General features: G+C 47.7%; 14 protein-coding genes. 7 read left to right on the top strand and 7 right to left on the bottom strand.

Features of this window, described 5'->3' with window-relative positions:
* Positions 1-46: 46 nt before the first annotated feature.
* Positions 47-280, bottom strand: a complete 234-nt coding sequence (locus tag HMPREF3091_RS07215; RefSeq protein ID WP_004093538.1) for a hypothetical protein — start codon at positions 278-280, stop codon at positions 47-49.
* 844 nt (positions 281-1,124) lie between these two features.
* On the opposite strand from HMPREF3091_RS07215, the gene cadB reads away from it, so the two are divergent.
* Together cadB and cadA are read left to right on the top strand one after the other, a co-directional pair.
* Complete coding sequence (gene cadB / locus HMPREF3091_RS07220) at positions 1,125-2,450, top strand: cadaverine/lysine antiporter (RefSeq protein ID WP_070715008.1); 1,326 nt, start codon at positions 1,125-1,127, stop codon at positions 2,448-2,450.
* A 90-nt stretch (positions 2,451-2,540) separates the two neighbouring features.
* On the top strand, positions 2,541-4,760 hold the full coding sequence (gene cadA, locus HMPREF3091_RS07225; RefSeq protein WP_004093536.1) for a lysine decarboxylase: 2,220 nt from the start codon (positions 2,541-2,543) through the stop codon (positions 4,758-4,760).
* Between the two features lie 72 nt (positions 4,761-4,832).
* Here the strand turns inward: cadA and HMPREF3091_RS07230 are convergent, their stop codons facing one another.
* Together HMPREF3091_RS07230 and HMPREF3091_RS07235 are read right to left on the bottom strand one after the other, a co-directional pair.
* On the bottom strand, positions 4,833-5,993 hold the full coding sequence (locus tag HMPREF3091_RS07230; RefSeq protein WP_070715010.1) for a glutathionylspermidine synthase family protein: 1,161 nt from the start codon (positions 5,991-5,993) through the stop codon (positions 4,833-4,835).
* Positions 5,994-5,995: 2 nt separating this feature from the next.
* Positions 5,996-6,679, bottom strand: a complete 684-nt coding sequence (locus tag HMPREF3091_RS07235) for a DUF1190 family protein (protein ID WP_004093532.1) — start codon at positions 6,677-6,679, stop codon at positions 5,996-5,998.
* A gap of 517 nt (positions 6,680-7,196) precedes the next feature.
* Between HMPREF3091_RS07235 and HMPREF3091_RS07240 the strand changes: the two genes are divergently transcribed.
* From HMPREF3091_RS07240 to dhaM, 4 genes are all read left to right on the top strand, one after another.
* A complete protein-coding gene (locus HMPREF3091_RS07240) occupies positions 7,197-8,297 on the top strand; it encodes a glycerol dehydrogenase (RefSeq protein WP_004093530.1) in 1,101 nt (366 codons plus the stop codon).
* Positions 8,298-8,398: 101 nt separating this feature from the next.
* On the top strand, positions 8,399-9,469 hold the full coding sequence (dhaK, locus tag HMPREF3091_RS07245; RefSeq protein WP_070715012.1) for a dihydroxyacetone kinase subunit DhaK: 1,071 nt from the start codon (positions 8,399-8,401) through the stop codon (positions 9,467-9,469).
* A 1-nt stretch (position 9,470) separates the two neighbouring features.
* Positions 9,471-10,100: a dihydroxyacetone kinase subunit DhaL gene (dhaL, locus tag HMPREF3091_RS07250; protein WP_004093526.1), complete on the top strand. Its 630-nt coding sequence runs from the start codon at positions 9,471-9,473 to the stop codon at positions 10,098-10,100.
* A gap of 34 nt (positions 10,101-10,134) precedes the next feature.
* Positions 10,135-11,595 carry a dihydroxyacetone kinase phosphoryl donor subunit DhaM gene (gene dhaM / locus HMPREF3091_RS07255; protein WP_070715014.1) on the top strand — a complete coding sequence of 487 codons (1,461 nt, stop codon included), beginning with the start codon at positions 10,135-10,137 and terminating at the stop codon, positions 11,593-11,595.
* Between the two features lie 44 nt (positions 11,596-11,639).
* Here dhaM and HMPREF3091_RS07260 read toward each other — a convergent pair whose 3' ends face one another.
* The 3 genes from HMPREF3091_RS07260 to HMPREF3091_RS07270 are packed head-to-tail and all read right to left on the bottom strand — an operon-like array spanning position 11,640 to position 16,054.
* A complete protein-coding gene (locus HMPREF3091_RS07260; RefSeq protein ID WP_070715016.1) occupies positions 11,640-12,830 on the bottom strand; it encodes a glycoside hydrolase family 88 protein in 1,191 nt (396 codons plus the stop codon).
* A gap of 59 nt (positions 12,831-12,889) precedes the next feature.
* The gene (locus tag HMPREF3091_RS07265; RefSeq protein ID WP_070715018.1) at positions 12,890-14,179 is read right to left on the bottom strand and encodes an oligosaccharide MFS transporter; all 1,290 of its coding nucleotides are present in this window, start codon (positions 14,177-14,179) and stop codon (positions 12,890-12,892) included.
* A 45-nt stretch (positions 14,180-14,224) separates the two neighbouring features.
* A complete protein-coding gene (locus HMPREF3091_RS07270) occupies positions 14,225-16,054 on the bottom strand; it encodes a DUF2264 domain-containing protein (protein ID WP_070715020.1) in 1,830 nt (609 codons plus the stop codon).
* Positions 16,055-16,279: 225 nt separating this feature from the next.
* Here HMPREF3091_RS07270 and HMPREF3091_RS07275 point away from each other — a divergent pair, with 225 nt between their 5' ends.
* A complete protein-coding gene (locus HMPREF3091_RS07275) occupies positions 16,280-17,140 on the top strand; it encodes an AraC family transcriptional regulator (RefSeq protein WP_070715022.1) in 861 nt (286 codons plus the stop codon).
* Positions 17,141-17,189: 49 nt separating this feature from the next.
* Here the strand turns inward: HMPREF3091_RS07275 and HMPREF3091_RS07280 are convergent, their stop codons facing one another.
* The gene (locus HMPREF3091_RS07280) at positions 17,190-17,537 is read right to left on the bottom strand and encodes a DUF4156 domain-containing protein (protein ID WP_008814808.1); all 348 of its coding nucleotides are present in this window, start codon (positions 17,535-17,537) and stop codon (positions 17,190-17,192) included.
* Positions 17,538-17,543 lie beyond the last annotated feature (6 nt).

A 17,543-nucleotide genomic window follows, 5' to 3' on the forward strand; every position in this document is an offset into this window, starting at 1 on the left:
TTTTCATCATCGATATACCTGCAAGCCAGCGTAATAATAAATATTATCAATGTTCATGGTGGTGATGTTTGTCATCGTGATGATAATTATGTTGGTCATGGTTATCACTACTATCATAATTGCTATCATCACCTGAGTCACTCACTGCAATTGCAGCAACAGCACCAACGATAAGAACCAGAGCGCCTAAGGTTTTAAAGTCGTCTCCGCTGAAATTTGCACACCCAACAACTGATAATGAAAGAATACCTACCAGAGAATTCCTTAAAAACTTCGCCATTCATCCCACCTATACATCCATGTTACTTTTCTATTAAAGTAAATATATGTCGAAATTATGCCTATCGACCAACACGCCTACCGCAGTATTATGCTTTAATAAAATAAAAACAACTATAAATAGCATCATTTTTCATTACAAATAATCATTGGATATATATTAAGGGTAATTCATATCGTATAGAAAAACACTATCTTCTCTATTTTCATTCTTACTGAAAATCTACGGCAGTAGAACCGCCTCATCTACCTATCTCTATATTTAGAATAAATCATATTTATTCATTTCTTGCCGATCGCTTATCTCATATATTCATTATTGTTAACGCCGCTAAACGTTCGCCCCTAGAACCATCGACATTACAGCACAAAACGTGTTCACCCGAGATACAACCTCGACGATCAACGCTGCAAATGGATAAATTTTGCTAACCGTATGTTGAGAAGTCACACAAATGTCAGCGCTATAACAACGGATGTAATGCGGTAGTAGCGAGCTGAAAGGCTACCAATCATGCACCTTATGCACAGTCAGCGATGTAATATGACAATTATATTAAAGCTTACATAAAGACCACTGCAAAAAATTAAATTCATATTTATCATTATGATAAAACAATTCCACAATGACCTCTTGATATTATTTTTAACAAAATCATGCATATGGTAATGACATATAGAATGCTGATTTTTTGAATAAAAAGACGACGTCAAAAATGATGGTCACTAAAGCAAAATATGGATTATTACCTATACTTATTTTCGTGGTGTGTATTGCTAAGCAATTGACGCAATAAGATTACGTCTATTTGTCGAGCTTAATATTATTATGGGAGTGGCAGTTTATGGCATCTGCAAAGAAAATTGGCCTCATTGCCTGTACCGGCGTCGTTGCCGGTAATATGATGGGAAGCGGAATAGCATTGCTACCCGCCAACCTCGCAAGCTTAGGGTCTATCGCTATTATTGGTTGGATCGTAGCACTGATTGGTGCAATTTCATTGGCTTATGTCTACGCCAGATTAGCAACCAAAAACCCTCAAGAAGGTGGTCCTATCGCCTACGCTGGTGAAATCGGTCCGGCCTTCGGTTTTCAAACCGGGGTACTCTATTACCATGCAAACTGGATTGGTAACCTTGCAATCGGTATTACCGCCGTATCGTATCTTTCTACCTTTTTCCCCATGTTTAACAACCCGATACCCGCAGGTATCGCCTGTATCGCAATTGTCTGGATTTTTACCTTCGTCAATATGCTCGGTGGCGCATGGGTTAGCCGTTTAACCACCATAGGGCTGATTCTCGTGCTCATTCCCGTTATCGGTACAGGTATCGCGGGCTGGTACTGGTTTGATATGGGGACCTATCAAGCTAACTGGAATACCTCCGGCGGTACCGATTATCACGCCGTCATTAAAAGTATTCTGCTGTGTCTGTGGGCCTTTATCGGCGTTGAGTCTGCGGCGGTGAGTACCGGCATGGTGGAAAACCCGAAACGTAACGTTCCTATTGCTACCATGTTGGGGACATTCCTTGCCGGTATCGTCTACATCGCCGCAACACAGGTGATTGCCGGTATGTATCCTGCCTCTCAGATGGCAGCATCCGGCGCTCCGTTTGCCGTCAGCGCCTCGACGATGGTCGGTAGCTGGGCGGGCCCGGTTGTTTCTGCATTTACCGCCTTTGCCTGCTTAACATCACTGGGCTCATGGATGATGCTGGTTGGTCAAGCGGGTGCTCGTGCTGCCCACGATGGGAACTTCCCGAAAGTGTATGGCGAAATGGATAAAGATGGTATTCCGCGCAAGGGGCTATTCTTAGCTGCCATAAAAATGACGGTGCTGATGATTCTGATCACCGTGATGAATGCCAGCGGCGGTAAAGCCTCAGACCTGTTCGGTGAGCTAACGGGGATTGCCGTCTTGCTGACCATGCTGCCGTACTTCTACTCCTGTATCGACCTGATTCGCTTTGACGGTGCAAACCTGAAAAACATCCTGAGCCTGATTGCTTCAGTGCTGGGCTGCGTGTTCTGCTTTATCGCCCTAATGGGCGCCAACTCGTTCGAACTCGCCGGTACCTTCATCATCAGCCTGATTATCCTGATGTTCTACTCACGTAAAATGGGCCGTGATAAAGAAGCCAGCGCAACCCCAGGTGGTCAATCCTAACTAAGATTTAAATTCGCTAATACATGACACCGAAGGCGAGAAGGCCTTCGGTGTTAATAACCCAGCCCACAGAAGTCTGGAGAGTTTTGCATGAATATCATTGCCATCATGAACGACTTAAGCGCTTATTTTAAGGAAGAACCGCTGCGCGAGCTGCATCAAGAATTGGAAAAGGAAGGCTTCCGTATTGCCTACCCTAAAGACCGTAGTGATCTTCTGAAGCTTATTGAAAACAACTCTCGCCTGTGCGGCGTTATTTTCGATTGGGATAAATACAATCTTGAGTTAAGCGCTGAAATCAGCGAGCTCAATAAGCTGCTCCCTATTTATGCATTTGCAAACACTTACTCGACGCTTGACGTCAACATGAGCGATCTTCGGCTGAATGTTCGCTTCTTTGAATATGCACTAGGCAGCGCACAGGATATTGCCACCAAGATTCGCCAGAGTACTGATCAATATATCGACACCATTCTGCCGCCGTTAACTAAGGCGCTGTTCAAATACGTTAAAGAAGAGAAATACACGTTCTGTACCCCAGGACACATGGGCGGCACCGCCTTCGATAAAAGCCCCGTCGGCAGTCTGTTCTACGATTTCTTTGGCGAAAATACCATGCGTTCAGATATTTCGATCTCTGTATCTGAACTGGGATCGCTGCTCGATCACAGTGGGCCACATCGTGATGCCGAAGAGTACATCGCACGCACGTTTAATGCCGATCGCAGCTATATCGTCACCAACGGCACTTCAACGGCCAATAAAATCGTCGGTATGTACTCCTCACCCGCCGGTGCCACCATTCTGATTGACCGTAACTGCCATAAATCATTGACCCATCTGATGATGATGAGCAACGTGGTTCCGGTGTATCTGCGCCCAACGCGTAACGCCTACGGCATTCTCGGCGGTATTCCACAAAGTGAATTCACCCGTGCCAGCATTGAAGAAAAAGTGAAAAACACGCCAAACGCAACATGGCCCGTGCATGCTGTGGTAACCAACTCCACTTACGATGGCTTGTTCTACAATACCGAGTACATTAAAAAAACGCTGGATGTTAAGTCGATTCACTTCGACTCCGCTTGGGTTCCCTATACCAACTTCCATCCGATTTACCAAGGCAAAGCGGGGATGAGCGGTGAACGTGTTCCGGGCAAAATCATTTATGAAACACAGTCCACGCATAAACTGCTAGCGGCGTTCTCGCAAGCTTCAATGATCCACGTGAAGGGAGAAATTAACGAAGAGACGTTTAACGAAGCCTATATGATGCATACCTCCACTTCGCCGCATTACGGTATCGTTGCATCAACGGAAACCGCAGCGGCCATGATGAGAGGCAATGCAGGTAAACGTTTGATCAATGGCTCAATTGAGCGAGCAATTCGCTTCCGTAAAGAGATCCGCCGCCTGCGTGCCGAATCCGACGGTTGGTTCTTTGATGTTTGGCAGCCGGACAATATCGACGAAGTCGCATGCTGGCCGCTGAATCCGCGCAATGAATGGCACGGGTTCCCGAATATCGACAGCGATCATATGTATCTTGACCCCATCAAAGTTACCCTATTGACTCCAGGGCTTAGCCCGAACGGCACCTTAGAGGATGAAGGGATCCCTGCATCGATCGTTTCCAAATACTTGGACGAACACGGCATTATCGTGGAAAAAACGGGGCCATATAACCTGCTGTTCCTGTTCAGCATCGGGATCGACAAAACCAAAGCACTCAGCCTGCTGCGCGCACTGACCGACTTCAAACGCGTATACGATCTCAATCTTCGGGTGAAGAACGTTCTTCCGTCGTTGTATAACGAGGCGCCCGATTTCTATAAAGAGATGCGGATTCAGGAGTTAGCACAGGGCATCCATGCTCTGGTAAAACATCATAATTTGCCCGATCTCATGTACCGAGCCTTTGAAGTATTACCGCAGCTGGTGATGACGCCGCACGACGCATTCCAAGAGGAAGTACGCGGCAACATCGAACCCTGTGCGCTTGATGACATGCTAGGTAAAGTCAGTGCGAATATGATCCTACCGTATCCTCCGGGCGTTCCGGTGGTTATGCCAGGTGAAATGCTCACGAAAGAGAGCCGCCCAGTACTGAGTTTCCTGCAAATGCTGTGTGAAATTGGCGCACACTACCCAGGCTTTGAAACCGATATCCACGGCGTCCATCGCGATGGAAGCACCGGTAAATACATGGTGGTGGTATTGAAAGAAGGTGCAGATGAGCCTGGTGATAAACCGAGTGATACGGTGAAAAAGGCACCGGGGAAAAAACCTTCGGCCGCTAAGAAAAAGTAACCGTTTAAAGATGTAAAAAAACCCGCCGTTTATGGCGGGTTTTTTCATCGTGAGACAACCGCTAATTCAGCATTAATCTACAATTACGTGCGGATAATAACGCGACAGATCTTGGGTGATCAGGCTGTGATCTTCACGGATACCCATTCCCGCAGGCTGATCGTTGACCAGCCAGCTACCAATCAGCACATAGCTGTCACCGAATTTGGGCAACGGATGGAATTGCTGAATGATCATGCCTTCCTCACCGTAAGGGCCATCGACGCTAGCCACTTCCTGGCCATTCTCCACGATGCGAATATTGGCACCTTCACGCGAGAACAATGGCTTAACCACATAATGATCCAGCTCTGGCTGATTGCCATCGGCAAAATAGGCTGGTAACAGGTTAGGATGATTAGGGAACATTTCCCACAGCATCGGCAACAACGCTTTGTTGGAGATAATGCTCTTCCACGCGGGTTCTAACCAACGCACACCGGCGTCTTCCAGCTTGGTGGAGAAAATCTCGCGCATCATGAATTCCCACGGGTACAGTTTAAACAGGTTGCTAATCACCTGATCCTGCGTATCCGTGAACTGACCACGCTCACCTAAGCCAATATCTTCAATAAAGACAAACTCGGTCGCTAAGCCTGCTTCATGCGCACAATCCTGCAAATATTGCACCGTGCCGCGATCTTCATCAGTATCCTGACAGCAAGCCATATGCAATAGGCCAAAACCATGAGCCTCTTTCAGCTCGGCAAAACGCTCGATCAGTTTCTCTTGCAGACTATTAAACTGGTCAGCGTCCTGCGGCAGTTTTCCGGCAGCAATCTGATCTTCCAGCCAAATCCATTGGAAGAAGGCCGATTCATATAACGATGTCGGCGTGTCAGCGTTGTTTTCCAGCAGCTTAGCCGGATTAACACCGTCATAGGCCAAATCCAGACGCGAATAAAGCGAAGGCTGCTGGGTACGCCAAGAGCTACGCACAAACTCCCAAACATGTTTAGGGATCTGGAATTTAGTCATCAGCTCATCGCTGGCGATCACCTTCTCGACCACTTTCAAACACATCTGATGGAGTTCCGCTGTGGTTTCTTCCAGCTCTTCCACCTGCGCTAGGCTGAACTGGTAGAACGCATCTTCACACCAGTAGGGCTCACCATACATTGTGTGAAATTGGAAACCATACTCCGTGGCTTTTTCGCGCCAGTCCGGACGCTCACTAATAGGTACACGTTTCATGCTTAGCCACCCATGCTGCGGGTGCCAGATTTACTGCTGGTCGCGGCGCTACTACGCTGCATCGCGCTCTGTTTGGCAACGCTCTCACCAAATCCACCGCGGGTAACGGTTGAAGTCGTGGCTGGCTTTGGTGCCATCGCGGTTTTTGGCACGTTCATGGTACGTCCGCCTGCGGTGGCAGGGCCATAGCTCTTACCGGTCGCATCCACAAATTTGCCATTCGCCGGGCTGGTTGCTGATTTAGAGCTAAACAGCGGCTGTTGGTTATAAGCGCCGCCGCCCATCATGCGGCCCATCATATAACCCGCCATCAGAGGCATCCAGAAGCTGCCGCTCTGTTGTGGCTGAGCCTGAGTTTCTCCGTTAGTGCTAGGAGCCATACCTGCCTGAGCGGGTGCCTGAGTACACTGGCCTTCGCCAAACTCAGCAATACAGTCTTCACGCGATGCGTATTTCGGTGCCGTTTTTTCAGCTTCTTTCAGTGCGTTTTGATATGACTCTTTGCACTGCGCGCTCATGGAAGGGTTCGCATTGCTGCAGTCATCTGCGTTTTGATACAGAGAAACCGTCTCATCCGTCTTCTCGCAGCCTGCCAGCATAAACACGGCGCTCACCGCAATCGCTACTGGCGCAAAACGCCAGCTCTTGCGGAAAGCAGCGCGGTTAATATTCTTGGTCCGTTTCATTCGTGGATTTCCTCTTATTTCACAGGCCTGCTTACTTTATACATACCCAAATTAGTTGGAACGGCGTCAAGGCAGCAAATGAGCAAATCCCGACAAACTTATCTCAATAAGCGATTCGGGGGAGCGTTAGCCGCCAACGCAGGAACAGCGTCAAATAAGAAGGGTATACAAAAATTGTGCCTATGTGTTCCAGATACCCGTTAGCATAGGTTAAAGCTGATTAAATTTAAAGCGTAACCGCCTATTCATCGCGTGATTTACACAGCCTGAAATAGGAATGTGCGATAGGTCTCTCTTTCTCTCTTTTCACCCTTTTTAGTGTTCCATTTCGAAACACCACCCCCCACCATGCGTTTCAATATGAAACGTAAATCTGCTTTGTTTTTTGTTCTTTTTTTCGCCGTATAGTCATCAACAGAGAAATAACAGCACCAATAAATATCCCGCTTCCGAAGTTTGGAAGTTACACGCTTAAGTTCTAATCCGATTGCTTAGTGATTTATTGAGGAGCTTTATTATGTTGAAAGTAATCCAATCCCCATCCAAATATATTCAAGGTGCAAACGCGCTGCAGTCTATCGGTCAGTACGCCAAAATGCTGGCAAATAACTACTTCGTCATTGCCGATGATTTTGTCATGAAACTGGCTGGCGACACCGTCGGCAGCAGCTTAAAACAGCACGAAGTAGAAAGCCATTTCGCCCTGTTCGGCGGCGAATGCAGCCATAAAGAAATTAACCGCCTGATTGCTGAGCTGAAAAAACATGGCTGCAAAGGCGTCATCGGTATTGGTGGGGGTAAAACGCTAGATACCGCGAAAGCTATCGCGTTCTATCAAAAACTGCCGGTAATCGTGGTTCCAACCATTGCATCTACCGATGCGCCGACGAGTGCCCTTTCTGTCATCTATAGTGAAGAGGGCGAGTTCGAAGAATACCTGATGTATCCAACCAACCCAGATATGGTGATTATGGATACGGCTATTATCGCCAAAGCGCCAGTACGTTTATTGGTGGCGGGTATGGGCGATGCGCTCTCTACCTATTTCGAAGCTCAAGCTTGCTACGATGCGCATGCTATTAGCATGGCCGGTGGTGAATCGACACTTGCGGCGGTCACGCTGGCACGTCTGTGCTACGAAACACTGCTTGAGGAAGGTTATAAAGCCAAGCTCGCGGTTGAAGCAGGCGTGGCGACCACGGCAGTAGAACGCATCGTTGAAGCCAACACCTATCTGAGCGGCATCGGTTTTGAGAGCTCAGGTTTAGCGGCTGCTCACGCCATCCACAACGGTTTTACCGTGTTAGAAGAGTGCCATCACCTGTACCACGGTGAAAAAGTGGCGTTCGGTACTCTGACCCAGTTGGTTCTGCAAAACAGCAGCAGCGAGCAGATCGAAACCGTCCTCGACTTCTGCTTGCAGGTTGGTTTGCCGGTTACGCTGAAAGAGATGGGCGTGAAAGCCGACGATAAGCTGGAAGAGAAAATCATGGCTGTTGCTAAAGCGAGCTGTGCCGAAGGCGAAACCATCCATAACATGCCGTTCAAAGTCACTCCAGAACAGGTATTCGCTGCCATTCTCGCGGCAGACCGCTTAGGCCAAGCTTGGCTGAAGTAAATCACTGGTCCACGTAAATCAAAGTAAACGACCACAACCCCTTCCCTGTTTGATTTTCAGGGAAGGGTCTATCAAACACAGATTTCTTCGGAGCCTTTTTAATGAAAAAGCTAATCAACCAGGTCGAAACCGTTTTGCAGGAACAAATTCTTGGATTGGTGGAAGCCCATCCTGAATTAACGCTACACCAAGAGCCGGTGTTTGTGACTCGCGCCGATGCCCCAGTGGTAGGCAAGGTCGGAATACTGTCCGGCGGCGGCAGCGGTCATGAGCCCATGCACTGCGGCTTTATCGGGGAAGGTATGCTGGATGGGGCATGTCCGGGGGAAATCTTCACGTCACCTACACCCGATCAGATGTTCGAATGCGGCCAAGCGATTGACGGTGGCAAAGGCGTGCTGATGATCATCAAAAATTATACTGGCGACGTTTTGAATTTTGAAACTGCGGCAGAATTACTGCACGACAGTGGCACTCAGGTCGGAACCATTCTGGTTGACGACGACGTTGCCGTAAAAGATAGCCTATATACCGCTGGGCGCCGTGGCGTAGCAAACACCGTATTGATTGAAAAATTGCTCGGGGCAGCCGCAGCGCGCGGTGACTCACTCGACCAGTTGGTCGAGCTCGGACATAAATTCAATAACGAAGGCCATTCTATCGGCATCGCACTTCAGGCTTGTACCGTTCCTGCGGCCGGTAAGCCCTCTTTTGTACTGCCTGAAAATGTCATGGAATTTGGCGTCGGCATCCACGGTGAGCCGGGTATTGAGCGTCGTGAATTTACCACGCTCAACCAAACCGTTGATGAAATGTTTGCAACCCTGATTGCACACGGAAAATATCAGCGCACGTTGCGCTCTTGGGACCGTAAGGCTGGTGAGTGGAAAGAACAAACGCAGCCTAAACACCCCCTGCAAAAAGGAGACCGCGTCATTGCGCTGGTCAACAATCTGGGAGCAACACCGCTTTCTGAACTCTATGGCGTATACCATCGGCTGCAACACTGCTGCGCTGAGTTTGGCATCACCATCGAACGTAACTTAGTAGGCTCTTACTGCACATCACTCGATATGCAGGGTATTTCAATCACGCTTCTGAAAGCTGACGATGAAACGCTATCCCTGTGGGATGCGCCCGTCAATACACCGGCTTTGCGTTGGGGAATGTAATATGTCACTGACTAAACAACAAATTGTTAACTGGCTCATGCGCTGCGGCGAAGTTTTTGCCGAACAAAAAGACTTTCTGACTCAGCTCGATACCGAAATCGGCGACGCAGACCACGGTCTCAATATGAACCGCGGCTTCAATAAAGTCGTTGAGAAACTGCCATCGTTCGCAGACAAAGACATCGGCTTTATCTTGAAAAATACCGGTATGACGCTGCTTTCCAGCGTGGGGGGAGCCAGTGGCCCACTCTTCGGTACCTTCTTTATTCGTGCATCACAAAGTACCGCAGCCAAACAAAGTTTATCGCTGAGCGAGCTGACCCAAATGCTCAAAGAGGGCGTTGAAGGCGTCGTTAGCCGCGGTAAAGCAGAACCGAATGACAAAACCATGTGCGACGTTTGGTGGCCAGTAGTGGCATCGCTGGAAGCCTCTAGTCAAAAAGATCTGTCAGTACCACAGGCACTGGATCTGGCCGTCGATGCGGCGCGTCAGGCACTCGAAGGCACGATTACCATGCAGGCTCGTAAAGGTCGCGCTAGCTATCTAGGCGAACGCAGTATTGGCCATCAAGACCCTGGTGCGACTTCAGCGTGGCTGATGATGCAAACCTTGGCTGAAGTCACACATTAGTCGTGTATTCCGTTCACTGCTCTAGGGATAAATTATGGTCAACATCGTTGTAGTCTCGCACAGTGCCAAACTGGCCGATGGCGTCGCTGAGCTCGCCGCTCAGATGACGCAAAACGGCTGCCGTCTGGTTGTCGCCGCCGGGGTAGACGATCCCGATCATCCCATCGGTACCGATGCCATTAAAGTGATGCAGGCAATCGAAGAAGTATTCGATCCTTCAGGCGTATTGATCATGATGGATCTCGGAAGCGCATTGTTAAGCACCGAAACCGCACTAGAACTGCTCGATCCTGAAATGAGCGCTCGAGTGAAGGCCTGCTCTGCCCCTATCGTTGAAGGAACTCTGGCGGCGGTGGTTGCCGCTTCAGCAGGGGCTTCATTAGCAGAGGTGGAGCGCGAAGCCCAGTCGGCATTGCAGGCAAAAAAAGCACAGCTCGGCGATGAAGAGCCGCAAGCAAAAGAAATGGCCAGTGAGTCGCCAACGCTGCATAGCGACGAGCGTGGTGTTAGCTGGAAAATTAACAATCCCAATGGATTGCATGTCCGCCCTGCCGCTAAGCTAGCGACGGCTATGGCTCCATTTGACGCGGAGTTGGTTTTATACAAGCTGGATAGTGTCAAAGGCAATCGTCATGCCGATCCTCGTAGCCTTAATCAGCTAGCTCTATTGCAGATACGCAAAGACGATGAGATTCGCTTGGTCGCCAAAGGCTCACAGGCTGATGAAGCCTTAGCTGCATTTAAGCAACTCGCAGAAAGCAATTTTGGTGAAAGCATCGCGCCTGATACAAGCGCAGGGCAAATATTGCAGGGTAAATCCGTTATGGACACCCAAGTCAGCGCTCCCGCATTCGTGCTACCCACGCAAGATGTCGAAGTGCCCGACCGCCAGATCTTATCCGATCGGATTGAAATTGAACAACAACGGCTGCGTCAGGCGATCGTCAAAACCTTGCAAGATCTTAGCCGACTCGCGGATCGCACAAATCAACTGCTCGGCAAACAGCACGCAGGGATCTTCGGTGCACACAGCATGTTAATTGACGATCCCGACTTGCAAAATTCAGCGTTTAGCCGCATTGCCAGCAGTTTGTGCAGCGCAGAAATCGCTTGGCAAACGGAGCTCACCGAGATGGCAGATGCTTACCGCGAGCTGGATGATGAATATTTGCAGGCGCGTGAGCTCGACGTTCGAGATATCTTGCAGCGTACCCTGCTTCATCTGGCCGGTGAAACACAGGAAATTCAAAACCCGAGCGTTCCATCTATTCTTCTCGCTCGCGAACTCATGCCCTCAGACACCATTATGTTAGACCGTCGTCTGGTGCAAGGTATCGTGCTCTCTCAGGGAAATGCACTGTCCCATTCCGCTATTTTAGCCAATGCGCTGGGTATCCCAATGATTGTCGGCGTTGGCGATAGCTTGAAACAAGCACAGGAAGGACAAAAAATCACCCTGAATGCGGCGCGTGGCGAAGTCATTTTGGGCCGTTAATGTCTATCTGGCGGGGTTCTCTCCCCGCCACGATTCTTACCGTCTTACCAATACATCTTCCAAACTCGCGTTGCTCGCACCAACGCTTCGAGATAAAAATAGTCTCCCCAACTGCAGCACTCATCAATGCCCTTCCCTCCGCTGAGGTGATAGACCGAGTGCTTCAATAGGCCATCGGTTTGGTCTTCATCACCCGCTAAATAATTTTGCGTTAGTGAAGATAAAATCCGCAGCGCCATTTCTTCATAATAAGCACGTTCAGGATCGAGAACCGGTAAAGTCTCAAGCAGCTCCAGCAATCCGCAGACAGCAATCGCAGCAGCTGAACTATCGCGATACTGATCTGTACCAAGCAGAGCCAGATCCCAATGGCACACATCATCCTCCGGTAAGCGATTCAAGAAGTAATGTGCTAAACGACGTGAGATCTCAACGAACTCAGATTCCCCTGTGTAGTGATAAGTCAGCAGAAAACCGTAGATCCCCCATGCCTGCCCTCTCGACCAACAAGAGTCATCCGCATAGCCTTGATGGGTATTGCCATAACGGGGCTCCCCGCTGACGGTATCCATATAGTATGTGTGATAGGTCGAAGCGTCTGGCCGAATGATATATTTCGCCGCTTGATGCGCATGAGCCTGCGCAGCTGCCGCAAAACGAGGATCCCCCGTCTGCTCACTCGCCCAGTACAGCAGCGGCAAATTCATATTGCAGTCGATAATCATACGTCCATGCTGATCGGGATCGTTAAGATCGCCCCATGCCTGAATGATCTGTGCCGTTGGGCTATAGCGCTCAAGCAGTGCCTCTGCCGCATGTAAAGCAAAGCAGCGAGCATCACGATTACCGGTTAATCGCCATGCACTCACGCAAGAGAGCGTATAGAGAAAACCGAGATCGTGAGTGTCGGTATCTATACGATGAGTGATTCGATGTCCAAAAGAACGCACTTGTTTTTCTGCCGCTAGTCGAAATTCTTCACGGCCACTCAACTCCCATGCCAGCCAAAGTTGCCCCGTCCAAAAACTGGTCGTCCATTCCACGTTTTCGGTCAGCTTATAGCGTCCTTTTTCACAGGTTTCTGCCGGGAATTTGTCGCCGAAAGCATGGAGATTGTGCGATAGCTTTTGCAGAACACAATTCTGAGCCTGCTGTAATTGGTGCTTGAGCGCAGCGCGATCAATCTGATTTAACTCTATTGGCCGCAGAGGCTCTTTAATAAGATTAATTAACACCAGTTATCTCCCTTAAGTTATCGATAGCCCTAAATCATTCGAGTGCCGAGGTAAAAAGGCTACGCCTTTGAACCGTGAATAGTGTCAGTCCCTGCGGTACGAGGTTCAGGCAAAATCGTCGGTTTAGAACGGCTGCAATGACACTCCGACAAGGTAAAGGCAGAAATTAGCGTGAATACCAGAGCGCAAGAGCCCATTAATAAATAGGTGTGCTCAAAACCAATGCGGTCATACAGATAACCTGCTGGCGGGGCAACAACGATGGAGCCGACGTAAATCATGGCCTGATAGCCGAGCAAATACATGGTGGCATTAACGCGCTTATCGAAATGCTCGGCGATATATTTGAACACCGAAATCAGCAGCATAGAGATTTCCAGCCCATAGAGAGGCTTAATGAAAGAGATCATGATGGGATCGCTAGTTAGCCCCGAGGCAATCAGTCGCGCCCCGACAACGCATCCCGTCATTAGAAGCGTTTTCTTAGCGCCATAACGATTCACCACCCACGGGATCACCATCATCATCAGAAACTCGGTACCGGATTGGGCCGTGCTCAAGTAGCCATACATAGCATTGCCCTGTTCTTTACTGGCGAAAAAAGAAACGAAGTAGCGAGGGAACTGCTGTTCGGCAATAAACATCATCCATGCAACGCCCGCAACGTAGAGACAAAACATCCAGAATTTATGGTTTTTTAAGAGCGCAATCACATCAGAAAAAACAATTTTATCATTGGCAATAACGTTATTATTCTTTAACTTTTCATCGCTAATTTTCAAACTAACCATCACCAACAACATCAATAGCGAAGTGATACTACTCACCATAAAGTTATAGGTTGGCGTAAGGTTAAATAAGATGCCTGACACCGATGCCGCTAATGCCCAACCGAGAGAACCCCACATCCTTATTTGGCCAAACTCCATCTTATAGAGTCGGCTAAAACGATCTGCATAAGACTCTGACGCCGCTACACCAGCATACCAACCTAAACTCAGATAGAGTGCCCCCACCACAATTCCAACAAAAGTATGGGTCAATAACAGAGGCTGATATATGTAAACAAAAAAGGGAGCCATACATGCCGAAATAACGATTACAAAATAGAGTAGCTTTTTACTCATGCCTATTTTATCCATGATATAACCGTATATCGGTTTTAATATCACGGCAAAAACGCCATTAATTGCAAAAACACTGCCAATGGTTACACTATCTAGCCCAACCTTTTGACTCAGCCATAATGCATACAAACCAAAGCTAGATGACCATGTAAAGAAATAAAGAAAAATGAAAGTGCTCATGCGGTAATAAGCACCGCGATTAATTTCAGAAATACTTTTCATGGCCATCTCCTAAGAAATTGGCAAACGGGAAGTCAAACGTGATTTTTACTTTGTGACTGCAAGTAGGATTATTTTATTTTCGCCATTAACCGTAATAGATAAATGCTGTTCCTCTAAGAGCACGTTAATTTCATTTTTATATTCCTCTGTTGGGAAAGTCCCTACGGCACTGATCAGCCAATGCTCTCCACATTCTAAATTCGTTCTCAATACAGGAATTATGGCTCGATCCGCAAAGAGAATATGACTATTCGGCGGAGTTATTACCGTGTCGGCCAAGCTTCCACGGGAAAATGAACGTAGGATACAGAAATCATCCTCGGTGGTAATTTGTACCCGATCGTCTTCAGTTTTCACCTTGGGAAGTGGACGGTGTTTAAGTGCAAACCCTCCGTCAATGGCTTCTAGATGGCGTTCATTAGTAATGTGATGAACTCGGACTTGCCAATGATCAACCGGAATTAGCCACGTTTCGACACTTACGTCCGGCCACGCCTGCCAACGACTATAAATAAAGTCATCATGAGTCAATACAGCATCACAAACGCGTCGAGAACGATAGTAACCATCACATTCACTCAGCAATAAGGCGCTGTCACAACCCGCATGGCTTAGCCCATATCGCCCGCGATCGAGCGTGAAACCGAAGCGATTGGAATAGGCAAACTTGGTATATTTTGCATCCGTATTCACAAAATTATTCAATTCGCGCTGGCCGGAAGTCGTCATCCACACGTGGCGAGAGTCGTCGTTATGAGTCAATATTTGTGCGGCCTCGTGAATCACATGGCCGCCGCTCATCACAGGTAATGGTTTCTCAGCCTCTTGCCAAAAGGCATCTGAATCAGGCAACGCTAAAATAAGAAAGAGTTTGAATGCCCAATATGGTGAGCCAGGTGCATTATAATCCTCGGCCATAATCAGATTCGGATAGGCATAACCGATACTAAGGATGCCATCACGATCAAAGATCGGTTGCTTCATCCACCAACGCAGATGACGTAAAATAAGCCCCTTAATTGTTCCTTTATCTAAAATATCGAGATCAGAAAACGCTACCGCGCTCCAGAATGCAGCCTCTGCAAATCGATAACTGAGACTACGGCCAAAAGGCACCGCAGAACCATCACGTGCAAACATCCAAATGAAATCCTGAGCAAACAGAGTAGCTCGCTGACGTAGTTCTTGTGAGCGCTGTGGATCCTCTTTCTCCATCATCGTTGCATAAAGCAAACCATAATAATGAAAGCCCATGGAAACATAGTAATCACGTGGACGATCTGGCCCATCGGAGTACCAACCATTACCAATATAGTAGGCCTCCATACTGGAAAACCTTTTCTCCACAGCATCTTTATTAAACGGTAATCCTGCTTTCAAGAATCCAACTTGGACTAATATCGGAAAGTAATTCCAGTTATTATTGGGTATTTCTGCGTCCGCACTCTGGTTCAACCAAAGATAAATATTCTCTTGTTCCTTTGAGGTGAAATAAGACAACAGTTTTTTATTTAATAGCGCAAGACCAAGACCATAGACCGCCATTTCAACACATCGCTGATCGTAGTCATTAATATTTCCCCAATAGGCTGGGTGATTGGGATCCGTACCACAACGAATGCCTTGAATGAAAAACTCCCACTGCTCACAGCTACCACCACCGTGAATTAATGGAAATAGCCCCCATAAAACGCGAGAGAAGCCTTCCATTTTAGCGATTTCAGCGCCGTAATGCGTTGTGGTATTCGCAATATCTAAACCACTTTGCTCTACCTGCATTAAAGGCGAAAGTGCAGCAACCATTTCTTTTAGCACTAACTCAGTATCATTCTTATTTTCTAAACTCGGATTTAACGTGATATTAGCTGGTTGCACGATATGGTCTCGCTCTATTTTCACTTCAGTTAGAGGATTATAGAATTAACAGTTATATTTAATATTGCGTGACAGGAATAGTAGACGCTAGACATTAGGCTGAATTGTTATGATGCTCACACTTTTATCATCATTATTAAATTCTGATTGATAAATAAGCTTATTAAGGCGCTAAATTACAAAATAAACGCTAAAAATTATAATCTGTTGTCATGGTGGAAAAGCATGAAGCAGCAAGACCTTCTCGAACGTATTACTCTGAATGAACGCTTCGTATCATTTAACCGTATGCATAATATGAGTGCTAACTACTACCATTGGCATCAGTGTCTAGAGCTATTATTCGTCAGCCAGGGCTACGGCATTGTGATTGTAGATAATCAGCAGTACACGGCAAAACCGGGAAGACTTTTTATGTTCCCTCCTTTTCGATTACACAAAGTTCATGTTGAGCAGAACGATCGTAATATCTACCACCGAACGACGATCCATGTGGATCACACCATAGTAGAAAGCTTTCTCGCCCCTTTTCCTCGTCAGCAAGAGCACTTTCGTTATATTTGCAACTCACAAGGGCTGGCTCAGGTTTACGATCTGGAAGCCGATGCGGCCTTTATGGAACGGTTGCTTGCGCAGTTTGATCAACGTGAACCACAACAGGGTCATCAACTCGCCGAGCTATCTCTGCTTTTAATGCAGATGTTGGAGTTGCTACCGGAAAGCATGGCCACTCATCCAGCCTATGCGCCCACCAACGCCTCACGCATCATGAACTGGATTGAGCAACACTATGCTCAAAAATTTGTGTTAGATGACTTGGCTAAAGCCCTTAATCTTTCAAAGAGCTATACCTCTAGAGTCTTCCGACAAGAGACGGGAGGATCGATTCAAGAATATCTGGCAACTCGCCGTATCAAACGTGCCTGCGAGCTTCTATCAATGAGTGATGAGCCGATTGAAACTATTGCGAGCCAAACTGGCTTTAGAGAAACCTCATATTTCATTACCACATTCAGAAATAAAGTGGGGCAGACACCGCTGCAGTACCGAAAACTTCGCCGCTTACAGGCAAGTTCTGAGCAATAAAAAACCGGAGATAGATGCTCCGGTTTTTCGTGTGTCGTATACCCGTCGATCAGTTCGGGCATTTATACACTTGGCCACTCATTTTGCTGTCTAACGGTGCAAAGCCAGACCAGAAATTTTCGCTTGGGCTAACTGCGCCGTAGATTACGTTCCCGCCCATCGCAGCGGCTTTATTACGTAAATCATTTGCTGCGCCACGCATAGAGCTAGACTCGCCACCTTGCCCAGAAAGCCAGTTGCTTTGGGAGCCAGTGACTTCACCTAATAACTGACATTCAGTACCAGGCTTGGTATCGGTGAATTTAATCTGCTGACCTGCGGTGTCCAGCTGTGTGGTTGAACTACAGCCAGCTAACAGCATCACTGCCGTCAGGCCCAATAAACCTTTAATCCGCATCTTCTT

Origin of the sequence: Hafnia sp. HMSC23F03, from assembly GCF_001816025.1 — a bacterium.
Classification (GTDB): domain Bacteria; phylum Pseudomonadota; class Gammaproteobacteria; order Enterobacterales; family Enterobacteriaceae; genus Hafnia; species Hafnia paralvei.